Consider the following 16486-nt stretch of genomic DNA (forward strand, 5'->3'; position numbering starts at 1 on the left):
GTCAGGGGCGCTCCGAATACGGAAGTGGCCCCTGGCCGTCAACGGTATTGGAGGAAGACGTTGTCTTTGCCGAACTGGTCACGCAAGGCTTGAATCAACGCATCCGCCGGATCGATCCGCCAACCTTCGCCGAACTGCAGCACGGCCTTGGCGTCGGGTCGTACATACTCCATGGTGATCGGACAAGCACCGCGATGGCGCTTGAACAACTCGCCCAGCCAGCGTAGCTGATCGCCTTTCAGATCCTGGGTTTGCAACTTCAGGCGCAGGCTCTCGGCCAGGTTGGTACGGGCATCCTCCATGCTCATCACGCGCTTGACCCGCAGCCGCAGGCCACCGGAGAAGTCGTCGTTACTGACTTCCCCTTCCACGACGACCATCGCATCGGTCTGCAACAACGACTGCGCGGAATGGAACGCATCGGCGAACAACGACGCCTCGATGCGCCCGGAGCGGTCGTCCAGGGTGATGAAACCCATCTTGTCGCCTTTTTTGTTTTTCATCACCCGCAGGGCGATGATCATGCCGGCGACCGTTTGCGTGTCGCGAGCCGGCTTCAGGTCGATGATGCGCTGGCGGGCGAAGCGGCGGATCTCGCCTTCGTATTCGTCGATCGGGTGACCGGTCAGGTACAGGCCCAAGGTGTCTTTCTCACCCTTGAGGCGCTCCTTGAGGGTCAGTTCCTTGGCCTTGCGATGATTGCCATAGACGTCGGCGTCTTCCTCGACGAACAGCCCGCCAAACAGGTCGGCATGGCCGCTGTCATGGGTGCGGGCGGTCTGTTCGGCGGCCTTGATCGCTTCTTCCATCGCCGCCAGCAACACCGCGCGATTGCGATCGATGTTGGCCTGGTAGGCCTTCGGCTCATCGTGGAAATAAGGCCCCAGGCGGTCCAGCGCGCCGCTGCGGATCAAACCGTCGAGGGTGCGCTTGTTGATGCGCTTGAGGTCAACCCGCGCGCAGAAATCGAACAGATCCTTGAATGGCCCGTCCTGGCGCGCTTCGGTAATCGCCTCCACCGGGCCTTCACCCACGCCCTTGATCGCGCCGAGGCCATAGATGATGCGGCCTTCGTCGTTCACCGTGAACTTGAACTCCGAAGCGTTCACGTCCGGCGCGTCGAGGCGCAGCTTCATGGTCCGCACTTCTTCGATCAAGGTCACGACCTTGTCGGTGTTGTGCATATCCGCCGACAACACCGCCGCCATGAACGGCGCCGGGTAGTGTGCCTTCAACCATGCGGTCTGGTACGAGACCAGGCCATAGGCGGCGGAGTGGGATTTGTTGAAGCCGTAGCCGGCGAACTTTTCCACCAAGTCGAAAATGTTGCCCGCCAGGTCCGCATCGATGCCGTTGTTCGCGCAACCTTCGATGAAGCCACCGCGCTGCTTGGCCATCTCCTCGGGTTTTTTCTTACCCATGGCTCGACGCAGCATGTCCGCGCCACCGAGGGTGTAGCCGGCCATCACCTGGGCAATCTGCATCACCTGTTCCTGATACAGGATGATGCCGTAGGTCGGTGCCAGTACCGGCTTCAAGCCTTCGTACTGGTAGTCGGGGTGCGGGTACGCCAGCTCGGCGCGACCGTGCTTACGGTTGATGAAGTCATCCACCATGCCCGACTGCAGCGGCCCCGGACGGAACAGGGCCACCAGTGCGATCAGGTCTTCCAGGCAGTCGGGCTTGAGCTTCTTGATCAGCTCCTTCATGCCTCGGGATTCAAGCTGGAACACCGCGGTGGTTTCGGCTTTCTGCAACAGGCTGTAGGTCGGCTTGTCGTCCAGCGGAATGAAGGCGATGTCCAGCGGCTCTTCGCCAACCTTGGCCCGGTCGCGGTTGATGGTTTTCAGCGCCCAGTCGATGATGGTCAGGGTCCGCAGGCCGAGGAAGTCGAACTTCACCAGGCCCGCCGCCTCGACGTCATCCTTGTCGAACTGGGTGACCAGGCCGTCGCCCTCTTCATCGCAATAGATCGGCGAGAAGTCAGTCAGCTTGGTCGGCGCGATCACCACGCCACCGGCGTGCTTGCCGACGTTACGCACCACGCCTTCGAGCTTGCGGGCCATCTCCCAGATTTCCGCAGCTTCCTCATCGACCTTGATGAAGTCCCGCAGGATTTCTTCCTGCTCGTAGGCTTTTTCCAGGGTCATGCCGACTTCGAACGGGATCATCTTCGACAGGCGATCCGCCAGTCCGTAGGACTTGCCCTGCACCCGCGCCACGTCGCGCACCACAGCCTTGGCAGCCATGGAACCGAAGGTAATGATCTGGCTCACCGCGTTGCGGCCGTATTTCTCGGCCACGTAGTCGATCACCCGGTCGCGGCCGTCCATGCAGAAGTCGACGTCGAAGTCGGGCATGGAAACCCGTTCCGGGTTGAGGAAACGTTCGAACAGCAGGTCATATTCCAGCGGGTCGAGGTCGGTGATCTTCTGCACGTAGGCCACCAGCGAACCGGCACCCGACCCCCGGCCAGGGCCAACGGGCACGCCGTTGCTCTTGGCCCACTGGATAAAGTCCATCACGATCAGGAAGTAACCGGGGAACCCCATCTGGATGATGATATCCAGCTCGAAATTCAACCGATCGACATAGACCTGGCGCTTGGCTTCGTAATCTTCAGTGGTGTCCTTGGGCAGCAGGACGCTCAGGCGTTCTTCGAGGCCGTCGAACGAGACCTTGCGGAAATATTCATCGATGGTCATCCCATCGGGAATCGGGAAGTTGGGCAGGAAGTGCTTGCCCAGCTTCACTTCGATGTTGCAACGCTTGGCGATCTCGACGGTGTTCTCCAGCGCTTCGGGCAAGTCGCTGAACAGCTCCGCCATTTCCTCGGCGCTCTTGAGGTATTGCTGGTCGCTGTAGTTTTTCGGCCGACGGGGGTCGTCGAGGGCCCGGCCTTCACCGATGCAGACGCGGGTTTCGTGGGCCTCGAAATCTTCCTGCTTGATGAACCGCACGTCGTTGGTCGCCACCAGCGGCGCACCGAGCTTGTCGGCCAGGGCTACAGCGGCGTGCAGGTGTTCTTCGTCATTGGGACGGTTGGTGCGCTGCACTTCGATGTAGAAGCGATCCTGGAACACGGCCATCCAGTCGTGGGCCAGTTGTTCGGCTTCTTCGACATTGCCGCTGAGCAGGGCCTGGCCGATTTCACCCTCCTTGGCCGCCGACAGCATGATCAGCCCTTCGCTGGCCTCGGCCACCCACTCGCGCTCGATGATGATCGAGCCATTGCGCTGGCCGTCGATAAAGCCGCGGGAAATCAGCTCGGTGAGGTTGCGGTAGCCCAAGGCGTTCATCACCAGCAGGCTGATCCGGCTCAGCGGCGCGTCCGGGTCCTTGTTCGCCAGCCACAGGTCGGCGCCGCAGATCGGCTTGATCCCGGCGCCCATGGCGTTCTTGTAGAACTTGACCAGCGAACACATGTTGTTCTGGTCGGTAACGGCCACGGCAGGCATGTTCATGCCCACCAGCGTCTTGACCAGGGGCTTGATCCGCACCAGACCGTCGACCAGGGAATATTCAGTGTGCAGGCGTAGATGAACGAATGAAGCCGGCATAGTGATCCTGCGTTAAGTCATGAAAACAACAAGGCCCGGATTGTACCGGGCCTTGGGTAAAACATCAGCCAGCAACCCATTCTCTTGAGGATTGAACCCGTGGCGAGGGAGCTTGCTCCCGCTGGGCTGCGCGGCAGCCCCCTTCTTATGGGCGCTTCGCACCCAAGCGGGAGCAAGCTCCCTCGCCACGATGAATCAGGTGAACCCCTCGCTCACGATCAACCCATCCCGAGCTTCATAAGCCAGCCTAACCGGGGCAAACGATCGCCGATGAATCGGCGTCGGGCCAAGGCGCGCCAGGGCTTCCAGGTGGACGGGGGTCGGATAACCCTTGTGGCTGCCGATGCCATAGCCTGGATAGATCAGCTCGAACGCGGCCATTTCCCGATCACGACTGACCTTGGCCAGGATCGAAGCCGCCGCGATGGCCGGCACTTTGCCGTCGCCCTGGATGACCGCTTCGGCGCGCATCGACAGTTTCGGGCAACGATTGCCGTCGATCATCGCCAGCTTCGGCGTGATATGCAGCCCCTGCACCGCACGCTGCATGGCGAGCATGGTGGCGTGCAGGATATTGAGCTCATCGATTTCTTCGACTTCGGCCCGGGCGATGCACCAGCTCAGGGCCTTTTCGCAGATTTCGTCGTAGAGCTTCTCGCGACGGGCCTCGGTGAGTTTCTTGGAATCATCCAGCCCCAGGATCGGCCGGTTCGGATCAAGGATCACCGCCGCCGTCACCACCGCACCGCACAAAGGCCCACGCCCGACTTCATCGACACCGGCGACGAGTTCTTCGACTTCAGCGACCAGGTTGAAGTCCAGGCCCATCTGTAGCTTTACGTTGCTCATGGTTTTGCGCCAATCAGGGTCAGTACCGCGCCAGCCGCCTGGTTGGAGGCATCGCGACGCAGGGTACGGTGAATTTCGTCAAAACCCCGGGTCTGTTCCTCGCCGCCGTCGATCAAGGGCGACAGCGTGGTGGCCAGCGCCTCGGCGGTCGCGTCGTCTTGCAGCAGCTCAGGGACCAGCAGGCGCTGGGCCAGGAGATTGGGCAAGGAAACGTAAGGGCTCTTGACCATGCGCTTGAGAATCCAGAACGTCAGCGGCGCCAGGCGATAGGCGACCACCATTGGGCGTTTGTACAACAACGCTTCAAGGGTAGCAGTGCCTGACGCAATCAACACCGCATCACAAGCGGCCAGTGCTTGATGGGATTGGCCGTCGAGCAAGGTAACCGGCAAATCGCGCCCGGCCAGCAACGCTTCGAGCTGGACTCGCCGCTGCGGACTGGCACACGGCAGAACAAAACGTACACCGGGCCGCATCGCCCGCAGGCGTTCAGCGGCGTCGAAGAACAAGCCGCCCAGGCGACTGACCTCGCCACCGCGACTGCCGGGCATCAATGCCACCAGCGGCCCTGCAGGCAGGTTCAACGCCTGGCGCGCCGCCGCGCGGTCCGCCTCCAGGGGAATGGTATCGGCCAGGGTGTGTCCGACAAACCGCACCGGCACGCCTTTTTCTTCGTAGAAACGGGCTTCGAACGGCAGCAGCGTCAGCATCAGGTCGCAACCTTCGCGGATCTTCAACACGCGTTTCTGCCGCCAGGCCCAGACCGACGGGCTGACGTAATGCACGGTCTTGATACCCGCCTGGCGCAATTTGAGTTCGATATTGAGGGTGAAATCCGGCGCATCGATACCGATGAAGACGTCCGGTTTTTCTTCGATCAGCGTCTGGATCAGCTTCTTGCGCCGGGCCAGCAGCTCCCGCAAGCGACCGAGCACTTCCACCAGGCCCATGACTGACAGGCGCTCCATGGGGAAGTAGGACTCCAGCCCTTCGGCCTGCATCAATGGCCCACCAACCCCGATGAATTCGACTGCGGGATGCTGCGCCTTGAGCGCACGCATCAGACCGGCACCCAGAATGTCACCGGAAGCCTCCCCCGCCACCAGCGCGATACGCAGATTAGCCATGGTCAGCGCGTGATGCCGCGAGTCGATGACTGGATGGAATCACGGAATATCGCGACTTCCGGGAACTGCGTCGACGCTTCGGCCAGTTCGGCCAGCGCCTGCTCGACCGTCAGGCCCTGGCGATAGACCACCTTGTAGGCGCGGCGCAGCGCCGTAATCGCCTCTTCGCTGAAGCCACGACGACGCATGCCCTCGAAGTTCATGCTGCGGGCTTCGGCCGGGTTACCGAACACGGTGACGTATGCGGGAACGTCCTTGCCGATGGCCGTGCCCATGCCGGAGAAACTATGGGCACCGATATGGCAATACTGGTGGACCAGGGTGAAGCCGGACAGGATCGCCCAGTCATCCACGTGCACATGGCCGGCCAACGCAGTGTTGTTGACCAGGATGCAATGGTTGCCGATGACGCTGTCGTGGCCGATGTGGGCATAGGCCATGATCAGGTTATGGTCGCCCAGTGTCGTTTCGGAACGGTCCTGGACGGTGCCACGGTGAATCGTCACGCCTTCGCGGATCACGTTGTGATCGCCGATGACCAGGCGGGTTTCTTCACCTTTGTATTTCAGATCGGGCGTGTCCTCGCCTACCGATGAAAACTGGTAGATGCGATTGTGCCGGCCGATTCGGGTCGGCCCCTTGAGAATTACGTGGGGGCCGATCACCGTGCCCTCGCCGATTTCCACACCTGCGCCGATGATCGACCAAGGGCCAACCTCGACATCGGCGGCCAGCACGGCCGACGGATCGATGATTGCGCGAGGGTCAATCAAACTCATAGTTTGCGTTCCGCGCAGATGATTTCAGCGGAGCAGACCGGCTTGCCATCGACCGAGGCCTGGCATTCGAACTTCCAGATCTGGCGCTTGCAACTGATGAACTTGGCCTCGAGGATCAATTGATCGCCCGGGGTCACTGGCTGGCGAAAGCGCAGCTTGTCGGAGCCGACGAAGTAGTAGAGCGTGCCATCGGCAGGCTTCACGTCGAGCATTTTGAAACCAAGGATCCCGGCAGCCTGAGCCATCGCTTCGATGATCAACACGCCCGGCATGATTGGATGCGCGGGGAAGTGGCCATTGAAGAACGGTTCGTTGATGCTGACATTCTTGTAGGCGCGAATGCGCTTGCCTTCAACATCCAGGTCCACGACCCGATCCACCAGCAGGAACGGGTAACGGTGAGGCAGGTATTCGCGAATCTCGTTGATGTCCATCATTTCGGGGGGAAGCCTATGTAAAGATTGGGAGCGCACGAGTGACGCGCACTCCGCTAGCAAATCAAGATGCCCTAACGGCTGTGCACACTTGATATGGAAATGGTATCAGCCATCTGATGAAGCATTACCGCCAGGGGTCACGTCCCCTACACGCTTTTCCACCTGCTTGAGGCGCCGCGCGATGTCGTCGAGCTGGCGGATACGCGCCGCGCTCTTGCGCCATTCGGCTGCCGGCTGCATGGCCGTACCGGATGAATAGGCGCCCGGCTCGGTAATCGAGTGGGTGACCATGGTCATGCCGGTCAGGAAAACGTTGTCACAGATTTCGATGTGACCTACCAGCCCTACGCCACCGGCCAGCATGCAATGCCTGCCGATCTTGGTACTGCCGGAAATGCCCACGCAAGCGGCCATGGCGGTATGGTCACCGACCTGGACGTTGTGGGCGATCTGGATCTGGTTGTCGAGCTTGACGCCGTTACCGATGACGGTGTCGGCCAGCGCACCACGGTCGATCGCGGTATTGACGCCAATCTCCACATCATCGCCAACGGTCACGCCACCGATCTGGGCGATCTTCTGCCAGACGCCTTTCTCGTTGGCAAAACCAAATCCTTCACCACCGAGCACCGCGCCAGACTGAATCACCACACGCTTGCCGATGCGCACGTCGTGATACAGGGTGACACGCGGAGCCAGCCAGCCGCCCTCGCCGATCTCGCTGCGCGCGCCGACAAAGCAGTGGGCGCCCAGCGTCACGCCAGCGCCAATCCGGGCCGCGCTTTCGATGACGACAAAAGGCCCTACGCTGGCCGTGGGGTCAACGATCGCATCCGCCGCGATTACCGCACTGGGATGAATGCCCGCAGGCGATTTGGGCTTGGGGTCGAAAAGATGGGAAATCCGCGCATACGCCAGGTAAGGATCGGCCACGATCAGCGCATCGCCAGCAAACCCTTCGGCATCACCGGCCTTCAGCAACAGCGCTGCGGCCCGGCTGTCTGCCAGGTATTTGCGGTATTGGGGATTTGCCAGAAAGCTCAACTGAGCTGGGCCAGCCTCTTGCAAAGTGGCTAGCCCAGTAATTGCCCTCTCCGGGTCGCCACGCAGGGTGGCGCCGAGGAACTCAGCCAGTTGGCCGAGCTTGATAGTCGCTGTCATGGATTACTTCAGCTGGTTCATGCGCTCGATGACCTGGCGCGTGATGTCGTATTGAGGTTTGACATCGATCACTGCGCCGCGCTCGAACACCAGGTCGAAACCACCTTTCTTGATGACTTCTTCAACGGCGCTGTCGAGTTTCGGCTTGAGCTGCTTGAGCATTTCACGGTCAGCCACGGCTTTCGCTTCGTTCAGTTCCTTGGATTGGAACTGGAAGTCGCGGGCCTTCTGCTTGAATTCCAGCTCAAGACGCTCGCGCTCGCCCTGGGCCATCTTGTCGCCACCGGCGACCAGACGGTCCTGGATACCCTTGGCGCTGCTTTCCAGGCCCTTGAGCTTGGTCAGTTGCGGGCCGAATTTCTTCTCCGCGTCCACGGCATATTTCTTCGCCGCATCGGATTCCAGCAGGGCCATCTGATAATTCAGCACGGCGATCTTCATGTCGGCAAAAGCCGGACCTGCGACCAGTACGGTCGCCAGGAGAACCAATTGAGTCAACTTACGCACGATGTACTCCTACAAAATCCATTGTCGTTATCTTGGGCCGGACACTTAGAACGTCTGGCCGAGGGAAAATTGGAACACTTGGGTTTCAGCGTCATCCGGTTTCTTGATCGGCATCGCCAGCGCGAAACTCAACGGGCCCAGCGCGGTGACCCAGGTCACGCCCACGCCGACGGAACTGGCAAGGTTGCTGAGGCTGATGTCGTTGCATTCTGCATTGGATGACGTGCCATTGTTGTTGGTGGCGTTATCGCAACTGGAGTCGAATACGTTACCCACGTCCCAGAATACAGAGGTACGCAGGGAGCGCTGGTCCTTGACGAACGGCATCGGGAACAGCACTTCAACCCCGCCCTGAATCAGGACGTTACCACCGAATGGAAGCGGATCCTGGTCCGGATCCCGGATGGTCCCTTGGTTGCCAGTGACGGCTGCGCCACGGCTCGGCGTACTGCGAGGCCCCAGGGTGCTGTCCTTGAAGCCGCGTACCGAGTTGAAACCACCCGCGTAGTAGTTCTCGTAGAACGGCAGGCCGTCAGTCGAACCGTAGCCATCGCCATAACCCAGCTCGGTGTGCAGGCGCATGGTGTAGTTATCGGTCAGCGGCTGGAACAGTTGGCCGCGATAATCGAGCTTGAAGAACGACAGGTCGCTGCCCGGTACGGTCGATTCAAGCACCAGGCTCTGGGAGTGACCACGTGTCGCCAATACGCCCTTGTTCAGGGTCGACTCGGACCAACCAACAGACGCCTTGAAGTTCAGGTACTTGTCGCCTTCCTTCTCGACGAAATCGAAGATCTCGTCAACGGTATAGCGGCCGGTGCTGATCTCGTCCTGCTGGGCGGTGAGCCCGAACGTAAGACGCGAAGTCTCGCTGATTGGATAACCTACGTTGACGCCGGCACCCAGGCTGTCAACTGCATAGCTGGAGACATCGGAATCGAGTTCGTCGTAGTCAGTGGTGCGATAGAAGGCGTTGTAGCCCAGGCTCACGCCGTCGGCGGTCCAGTAGGGGTCCACGTAGCCGAAGTTGTAGCGGGTCTGGTATTCGCTACGGGTCAGGCCGACGCTGACCTTGTTACCGGTACCGAGGAAGTTGTTCTGGGTGATCGAACCGCCCAGGATCAAGCCTGCGCTCTGGGCGAAACCGACGCTCGCGGTGATCGAACCGGAAGCCTGTTCCTCGACACTGTAGTTCACGTCAACCTGGTCATCGACGCCCGGTACGGCCGGGGTCTCGACGTTGACTTCCTTGAAGAAGCCGAGGCGCTCCAGGCGGGTCTTGGATTGGTCGATCAGGTAGGTCGAAGCCCAGCCACCTTCCATCTGGCGCATTTCACGGCGCAGCACTTCGTCCTCGGACTTGGTGTTGCCACGGAAGTTGATGCGATTGACGTAGGCGCGCTTGCCCGGGTCCACGGCAAAGGTGATGTCGACGGTATGGTCTTCATCGTGTGGCTGTGGCACGCCGTTGACGTTGGCGAAGGTGTAGCCCTCGTTACCGAGGCGACGGGTGATCAGCTCGGACGTGGTGGTCATCAGCTTGCGCGAGAATACCTGGCCCTTCTGCACCAGCAGAAGCGACTTGACCTGGTCTTCAGGGACCTTCAGGTCGCCGCTGAGCTTGACGTCACGAACGGTGTATTTCTCGCCTTCGTTGACGTTGACGGTGATGTAGACGTGCTTCTTGTCCGGGGTAATGGACACCTGGGTCGAAGCAATGTCCATGTTGATGTAGCCACGGTCCAGGTAGTAGGAACGCAGGCGCTCCAGGTCACCGGAGAGTTTTTCACGGGCGTACTTGTCGTCGTTCTTGAAGAACGACAACCAGTTGGTGGTCTTGAGTTCGAACAGGTCGATCAGGTCTTCGTCTGGGAAAACCGTATTGCCTACCACGTTGATGTGCTGGATGGCGGCGACGGTGCCTTCGTTGATGTTCACCTTCAGGCCAACGCGGTTGCGCGGTTGCGGGACGACTTCGGTATCAACGGTGGCCGAGTAGCGGCCCTGGGCAACGTACTGGCGTTGCAACTCGTTACGAACGCCTTCGAGTGTCGCGCGCTGGAAGATCTCGCCTTCCGCCAGGCCCGATTGCTTCAGGCCTTTCATCAGGTCTTCGGTGGAGATCGCCTTGTTGCCCTCGATCTCGATACTGGCGACCGATGGGCGCTCGACTACCGTGATGACCAGGACATTGCCGTCGCGGCCCAGCTGGATATCCTGAAAGAAACCGGTCTTGAACAACGCACGAGTGGATTCCACCAGGCGCCGATCATCCGCCTGCTCGCCGACGTTCAGCGGCAAGGCACCAAAGACGCTACCCGCGGAAACCCGCTGGAGGCCGTTGACGCGAATATCAGAGATAGTGAAGGACTCGGCGTGAACTTCGGCGATCATCAATACGGTGAGAACCGCAGTTAGCAGCAGACGTTTCATGAAGTCCTTTCTTATTCCAACTGGCAATAAACAAACTGCCGCAAAATGCGGCAGATTCGCAATTCAGCGAAGCGTTACAGACGACCCAGATCGTTGACCAAGGCAAGCAACATCACCCCGACCACCAAGCTGATACCGATCTGTATCCCCCAACCTTGCACCCGATCCGACAAGGGACGACCACGCGCCCACTCGATCAGATAAAACAGCAGATGCCCCCCATCCAGTACCGGGATGGGCAGCAAATTCAGAACCCCCAGGCTAATGCTCAGATAAGCAAGGAAATTCAGGAAATCAGCAATGCCCGACTGGGCAGAAGCGCCCGCCACTTTAGCAATGGTTATCGGTCCACTCAAGTTTTTTACCGAGAGCTCGCCGAACAACATTTTCTTCAGCGAGTCGAGGGTCAGGACACTCATGGTCCAAGTACGCCGCACACCCTCGCCGATTGCCGCGACAGGACCGAAGCTGACCTCCCGGATCATTTCCGGTGGCCAGTCGACCGCCTTGACGCCAGCCCCCAGGTAACCGGTCGGCGCCTTGCTCTCTCCGCGGGCAGCCAAGGCGACAGGGACGTCGATTGAAGCACCATCGCGCTCGACACGCAGCATGATTTTGGTATCAGGGCGAACACGAACCGAGTCGACGACCTGTTGCCAGTCCCTGACAGGCTGGCCGTCGAATGCCAGCAAACGGTCACCGGTTTTCAGGCCAGCAGCGCTAGCCGGGCCTTTCGGATCGAGCTCGGCAAGCACGGGCGGCAACGCCGGACGCCATGGGCGAATCCCCAGGGAACGGATCGGGTCGGGCTCATCGGCGCCCTTGAGCCAGTTGTCGAGGACCAGCTCCCGAGGCGAGTCCGCCGTCGAGCCTTGTTCGCGCACCATCAATTGCAGCGAACCGCTTTCACCCAGGCGACGCACCAACTGCAAGTTGACCGCAGCCCAACCCGATGTCGGCTCGCCGTCGATGGCAACGATTTCCTGGCCCGCGCCCAACCCGGCCCGCGCCGCAACGCTACCCGCCTCGACCGCGCCGATGACAGGCCGTACCTGCTCACTGCCCAGCATGGCCAGCGCCCAGAAAAACACCATGGCCAGCAGGAAGTTGGCAATCGGGCCCGCCGCGACGATAGCGATGCGCTGACGGACGGTTTTGCGATTGAAAGACTGATCAAGCTGATCGGCCGGGACTTCGCCTTCGCGCTCATCGAGCATCTTGACGTAGCCGCCCAGTGGGATGGCTGCCACGACGAACTCAGTCCCTTTCTTGTCATGCCAGCGCAGCAACGGCATGCCGAAACCGACGGAAAAGCGCAGAACCTTGACGCCACAGCGACGCGCGACCCAGAAATGGCCGAATTCGTGAAAAGTGACCAGCACCCCCAGTGCAACCAGGGTGCCGACAATCATATAGAGCGCGCTCATCTGTTTTCTCCACAATCCTGCCTGGGACAACCCTGGCTAACGTACCGCAGCCTTAGCGCCCGTGGCGCTGCAACCATCGGCCCGCCAGCTCGCGAGCCCTGGCATCCGCCGTGAATACCGCATCGAGGTCATCGAGCGAAACCACAGCTTCGAGATTCAAGACCTCCTCGATGATACTCGCGATCTCGAGGTAGCGGACACGCCCATCGAGAAACGCTGCAACTGCCACCTCGTTGGCGGCGTTAAGCATGGCCGGCGCGCTGTTGCCCGCCTCGGCCGCCTGTCGCGCCAGGCGCAGGCAGGGAAAACGTTGCTCATCGGGCGCCTGGAAGTCCAGCCGAGCAATGGCAAACAGGTCCAAGGGTGCGACACCTGAATCAATCCGCTCCGGCCAGGCCAAAGCATTGGCAATAGGTGTGCGCATGTCCGGATTACCCAACTGAGCCAGCACCGAGCCATCTACATAGTCCACAAGGGAGTGGATAACGCTTTGTGGATGGATGACCACCTCGACCTGGGCCGGCTTTGCATCGAACAGCCAGCAGGCCTCGATCAGTTCCAGCCCCTTGTTCATCATGCTGGCCGAATCCACGGAGATCTTGCGCCCCATGGACCAGTTCGGATGAGCGCAAGCCTGGTCGGGTGAAACATGCACCAATTCTTCCATCGGTGTCTGCCGGAAGGGACCACCAGAGGCTGTCAGAAGAATCCTCCTGACACCGACCGCACCCAGGCCACGGGAAAAATCCCGGGGCATGCATTGAAAAATCGCGTTGTGTTCGCTGTCGATAGGCAGCAGCACCGAGCCACTCTGGCGCACCGCCTGCATGAACAGCGCACCCGACATCACCAGCGCTTCCTTGTTGGCCAGCAGGATTTTCTTGCCAGCCTCCACCGCCGCCAGCGTTGGACGCAAGCCCGCCGCGCCGACAATCGCTGCCATCACGGCATCGACTTCAGGATCGGAGGCCACCTGACACAAGCCCTCCTCCCCCACCAGTACGCGCGTCTGCAAGCCGGCCGCATTCAGGTCATCCTGCAATGCCCGAGCCACGCCGGCCTCGGGCACCACGGCAAACCGCGGCGCATGGCGAATGCACAGCGCCAGCAGCTCGTTGAGGCGAGTAAAGCCGCTGAGGGCGAATACCTGATAGCGCTCCGGGTGCCGGCCAATCACATCCAGCGTACTGAGACCTATCGAACCGGTGCCCCCCAGGACGGTAATCTGCTGGGGACGACTCACGATGCCGCCATCCACAACAGCACCGCGAAGATCGGGATCGCGGCGGTCAGACTGTCGATGCGATCCAGCACGCCACCATGGCCAGGCAGCAGGTTACTGCTGTCCTTGATTCCGGATTGGCGCTTGAACATGCTTTCGGTCAGGTCACCGACCACGGACACGAACACGATCAGGGCGGCGCCAAACAGCCCCATCAGCAATTGCGCGACCGTCCAGTCCCGCACGAAGCCGACCACGGTGGTGATCACCAGGCTCAAGGCCAGACCGCCATAGACGCCTTCCCAGCTTTTGCCTGGACTGACCTTGGGCGCGAGCTTGCGCTTGCCAAAAGCCCGACCGGAGAAGTAAGCCCCGACATCGGCGCCCCAGACCAACACCATCACCGCCATGATCTGCCAGTTGCCCAGCGCCCCCTGCTTGATCCAGATCAGCCCTTGCCAGGCCGGCAGCAGGATCAGCAGGCCGATCACCAGCTTGGTCGCCGCATTGGCCCAATGGTGCGTCGTCCGCGGGTAAGTCAGGACCAGGAAAGTCGCCATCGCCCACCACAGCACCGCAGCGCCCAGCACCCAAGGCGCAAGGCCAGGCACCACGTACATGATGAACAACATGGCCGCCACAGCCGCCGCGTAGGCCACGCGCGCCGACTGCGCAGGGAAACCCGCCAGCCGAGCCCATTCCCACGCCCCCAAGGTCACGACCAGGCCGATGAACAGTGCAAAACTGCCACCCTCGAGCAGGAAAAAGCCGCCCAAGGCGATGGGCAGCAGGATCAGGGCAGTGATGATTCGTTGTTTGAGCATTAAACCCGGGCTCCAGCTTCGATCTGCTCGCTCGTTTTACCGAAACGACGCTGACGGGAAGCGAAATCGGCCAGCGCGGTGCGCATGGCTTCGTGTTTGAAGTCCGGCCAGAACAGGTCGGAGAAATACAGCTCGGCGTAAGCCAGCTGCCAGAGCAGGAAATTACTGATGCGGTGTTCGCCACCGGTGCGGATGCACAAGTCGGGCAACGGCAAGTCGCCGGTCGCCAGACAGGTTTGCAGCAGGTCGGGTGTAATGTCCTCGGGGCGGAGATGGCCCGCCTGGACTTCCCGCGCCAGTCGCTGGGCCGCCTGGGCGATGTCCCACTGCCCACCATAGTTGGCGGCAATTTGCAGGACAAACCGATCAGCGCCCGCCGTGGCGGACTCGGCTTCACGCATGGCAGCTTGCAGCTCCGGATGAAAACGCGAACGATCACCAATGATCCGCAGGCTGATCTTGTTCTCATCCAGACGCTTGGCCTCACGCCGCAACGCCTTGAGGAACAGATCCATCAAGGCGCTGACCTCATCGGCCGGACGTTGCCAATTTTCACTGGAAAAGGCGAACAGGGTGAGCACCTCGACCCCTGCCTCCGCGCACACCTCGATGACAGCACGAACCGCATCAACCCCAGCCTTGTGCCCGGCAACACCGGGCATGAAGCGTTTCTTGGCCCAGCGGTTATTGCCGTCCATGATGATCGCCACGTGGCGCGGCACCGCGAACGGCACGGCCTGCTTGGTCTTATCCATTAAAGCGAGACCCTTATACGGCCATCAGGTCTTTTTCTTTCTCGTCCGTGGCCTTGGTGATCTGGGCCTCGGATTCCTTGGTCAACTTATCGATATCAGCGATGGCACGACGCTCTTCGTCTTCACTGATTGCCTTGTCCTTGATCAGCTTCTTCAGCTCACCCAACGCGTCACGACGGATATTGCGCACGGCAACACGCGCGTCTTCCGCTGCACTACGGGCCTGTTTGGTGAAGCCTTTGCGCGTTTCCTCGGTGAGGGCCGGCATCGGGATCAACAGCAACTCACCCAGGTTGGTTGGGTTGAGGTTCAGACCGGCGCTCTGGATGGCCTTGTCTACAGCAGCGAGCATGTTGCGCTCGAAAGCCACGACCTGCAGGGTGCGCGAATCTTTCACGGTGACGTTGGCGACGCTGCTCAGCGGTGTGTCAGCGCCGTAGTAAGGCACCATGACGCTGCCGAGGATGCTCGGGTGAGCCTTGCCGGTACGAATCTGGCCGAATGCGTGGGCCAGAGACTCCAAGGACTTCTGCATGCGCTCTTGAGCGTCTTTCTTGATTTCGTTGATCATTGTTGAACTTCCTCGATCAGTGTTCCTTCGGCGCCGCCATGGACGATGTTCAGCAGGGCGCCAGGCTTGTTCATATTGAAAACGCGCAACGGCATCTTATGGTCGCGGCACAGGCAGATAGCCGTCAGGTCCATGACACCCAGCTTGCGATCCAGCACTTCATCGTAGGTCAGATGATCGAACTTCTCGGCATGCGGGTCTTTGAACGGGTCGGCGGTATACACACCATCCACCTTGGTTGCCTTGAGCACGACATCGGCATCGATCTCGATCGCTCGCAGGCAGGCTGCGGAATCCGTGGTGAAGAACGGATTACCGGTACCGGCGGCAAAAATCACCACTTCCTTGGAGTTGAGGTGGCGCATGGCTTTGCGGCGATCGTAGTGATCGGTCACGCCAACCATGGAAATGGCCGACATCACGATGGCCGAAATATTGGCACGCTCCAGTGCGTCGCGCATAGCCAGGGCGTTCATCACAGTGGCCAGCATGCCCATGTGGTCGCCCGTGACCCGATCCATGCCGGCCGCGCTCAGCGCTGCGCCACGGAACAGGTTGCCGCCGCCGATGACCAGCCCGACCTGAACGCCGATCCCGACCAACTGGCCCACTTCCAGGGCCATGCGATCCAGCACTTTCGGGTCGATCCCGAACTCCTCCGAGCCCATCAGGGCCTCGCCGCTAAGCTTGAGTAGAATGCGTTTATAGCGAGCCTGATAACCACTGCCCTGCTGAGCCATTGCGAATCTCTCCTGCGGCGTATTTTTTCAAAAAATTCTTAACGGACTGTTTGCAGCCTCGTTCACTCTAGCTTGACGCTGACACAGCGCCATC

Annotated in this window: 14 protein-coding genes; all 14 read right to left on the minus strand. The window is 60.5% G+C overall.

Features of this window, described 5'->3' with window-relative positions:
• Nucleotides 1-38: 38 nt before the first annotated feature.
• The 14 genes from dnaE to pyrH all read right to left on the minus strand — a co-directional run bounded on the left by dnaE (nt 39) and on the right by pyrH (nt 16392).
• On the minus strand, nt 39-3560 hold the full coding sequence (dnaE, locus tag Q7C33_RS16110) for a DNA polymerase III subunit alpha (protein WP_407683769.1): 3522 nt from the start codon (nt 3558-3560) through the stop codon (nt 39-41).
• Nucleotides 3561-3755: 195 nt separating this feature from the next.
• Entirely contained in the window at nt 3756-4409 is a 654-nt protein-coding gene (rnhB, locus tag Q7C33_RS16115; protein WP_030139480.1) for a ribonuclease HII, read from the minus strand.
• A complete protein-coding gene (gene lpxB / locus Q7C33_RS16120; RefSeq protein ID WP_407683770.1) occupies nt 4406-5536 on the minus strand; it encodes a lipid-A-disaccharide synthase in 1131 nt (376 codons plus the stop codon). The genes rnhB and lpxB overlap by 4 nt, the downstream gene beginning before the upstream one ends.
• Nucleotides 5537-5538: 2 nt before the next feature.
• Complete coding sequence (gene lpxA / locus Q7C33_RS16125) at nt 5539-6315, minus strand: acyl-ACP--UDP-N-acetylglucosamine O-acyltransferase (RefSeq protein ID WP_030139482.1); 777 nt, start codon at nt 6313-6315, stop codon at nt 5539-5541.
• The gene (fabZ, locus tag Q7C33_RS16130) at nt 6312-6752 is read right to left on the minus strand and encodes a 3-hydroxyacyl-ACP dehydratase FabZ (RefSeq protein ID WP_003184897.1); all 441 of its coding nucleotides are present in this window, start codon (nt 6750-6752) and stop codon (nt 6312-6314) included. The genes lpxA and fabZ overlap by 4 nt, the downstream gene beginning before the upstream one ends.
• 105 nt (nt 6753-6857) lie before the next feature.
• The gene (gene lpxD / locus Q7C33_RS16135) at nt 6858-7913 is read right to left on the minus strand and encodes a UDP-3-O-(3-hydroxymyristoyl)glucosamine N-acyltransferase (protein WP_217860235.1); all 1056 of its coding nucleotides are present in this window, start codon (nt 7911-7913) and stop codon (nt 6858-6860) included.
• A gap of 3 nt (nt 7914-7916) precedes the next feature.
• On the minus strand, nt 7917-8420 hold the full coding sequence (locus tag Q7C33_RS16140; RefSeq protein ID WP_003184901.1) for an OmpH family outer membrane protein: 504 nt from the start codon (nt 8418-8420) through the stop codon (nt 7917-7919).
• 45 nt (nt 8421-8465) lie between these two features.
• Nucleotides 8466-10853 (minus strand): outer membrane protein assembly factor BamA, encoded by a 2388-nt coding sequence (bamA, locus tag Q7C33_RS16145; RefSeq protein ID WP_407683771.1) that lies wholly within the window; start codon nt 10851-10853, stop codon nt 8466-8468.
• Between the two features lie 74 nt (nt 10854-10927).
• Nucleotides 10928-12280, minus strand: a complete 1353-nt coding sequence (rseP, locus tag Q7C33_RS16150) for an RIP metalloprotease RseP (protein ID WP_407683772.1) — start codon at nt 12278-12280, stop codon at nt 10928-10930.
• 52 nt (nt 12281-12332) lie between these two features.
• Complete coding sequence (ispC, locus tag Q7C33_RS16155; protein ID WP_407683773.1) at nt 12333-13523, minus strand: 1-deoxy-D-xylulose-5-phosphate reductoisomerase; 1191 nt, start codon at nt 13521-13523, stop codon at nt 12333-12335.
• Nucleotides 13520-14326 (minus strand): phosphatidate cytidylyltransferase, encoded by an 807-nt coding sequence (locus Q7C33_RS16160; protein WP_030139487.1) that lies wholly within the window; start codon nt 14324-14326, stop codon nt 13520-13522. Before Q7C33_RS16160 ends, ispC begins: the two co-directional genes overlap by 4 nt.
• Entirely contained in the window at nt 14326-15081 is a 756-nt protein-coding gene (uppS, locus tag Q7C33_RS16165) for a polyprenyl diphosphate synthase (protein WP_030139488.1), read from the minus strand. The genes Q7C33_RS16160 and uppS overlap by 1 nt, the downstream gene beginning before the upstream one ends.
• Nucleotides 15082-15094: 13 nt before the next feature.
• On the minus strand, nt 15095-15652 hold the full coding sequence (gene frr, locus Q7C33_RS16170; RefSeq protein WP_030139489.1) for a ribosome recycling factor: 558 nt from the start codon (nt 15650-15652) through the stop codon (nt 15095-15097).
• Nucleotides 15649-16392: a UMP kinase gene (gene pyrH, locus Q7C33_RS16175; protein WP_003198235.1), complete on the minus strand. Its 744-nt coding sequence runs from the start codon at nt 16390-16392 to the stop codon at nt 15649-15651. Before pyrH ends, frr begins: the two co-directional genes overlap by 4 nt.
• Nucleotides 16393-16486: the final 94 nt, after the last annotated feature.

It is taken from the genome of Pseudomonas sp. BP11-1-1 (assembly GCF_052112105.1).
Taxonomy (GTDB): domain Bacteria; phylum Pseudomonadota; class Gammaproteobacteria; order Pseudomonadales; family Pseudomonadaceae; genus Aquipseudomonas; species Aquipseudomonas alvandae.

Excerpts from the sequence above, each read along its gene's own strand:
- dnaE (WP_407683769.1), bottom strand. The coding sequence starts at position 3,560 with ATGCCGGCTTCATTCGTTCATCTACGCCTGCACACTGAATATTCCCTG.
- rnhB (WP_030139480.1), bottom strand. The coding sequence starts at position 4,409 with ATGAGCAACGTAAAGCTACAGATGGGCCTGGACTTCAACCTGGTCGCT.
- lpxB (WP_407683770.1), bottom strand. The coding sequence starts at position 5,536 with ATGGCTAATCTGCGTATCGCGCTGGTGGCGGGGGAGGCTTCCGGTGAC.
- lpxA (WP_030139482.1), bottom strand. The coding sequence starts at position 6,315 with ATGAGTTTGATTGACCCTCGCGCAATCATCGATCCGTCGGCCGTGCTG.
- fabZ (WP_003184897.1), bottom strand. The coding sequence starts at position 6,752 with ATGATGGACATCAACGAGATTCGCGAATACCTGCCTCACCGTTACCCG.
- lpxD (WP_217860235.1), bottom strand. The coding sequence starts at position 7,913 with ATGACAGCGACTATCAAGCTCGGCCAACTGGCTGAGTTCCTCGGCGCC.
- bamA (WP_407683771.1), bottom strand. The coding sequence starts at position 10,853 with ATGAAACGTCTGCTGCTAACTGCGGTTCTCACCGTATTGATGATCGCC.
- rseP (WP_407683772.1), bottom strand. The coding sequence starts at position 12,280 with ATGAGCGCGCTCTATATGATTGTCGGCACCCTGGTTGCACTGGGGGTG.
- Q7C33_RS16160 (WP_030139487.1), bottom strand. The coding sequence starts at position 14,326 with ATGCTCAAACAACGAATCATCACTGCCCTGATCCTGCTGCCCATCGCC.
- uppS (WP_030139488.1), bottom strand. The coding sequence starts at position 15,081 with ATGGATAAGACCAAGCAGGCCGTGCCGTTCGCGGTGCCGCGCCACGTG.
- frr (WP_030139489.1), bottom strand. The coding sequence starts at position 15,652 with ATGATCAACGAAATCAAGAAAGACGCTCAAGAGCGCATGCAGAAGTCC.
- pyrH (WP_003198235.1), bottom strand. The coding sequence starts at position 16,392 with ATGGCTCAGCAGGGCAGTGGTTATCAGGCTCGCTATAAACGCATTCTA.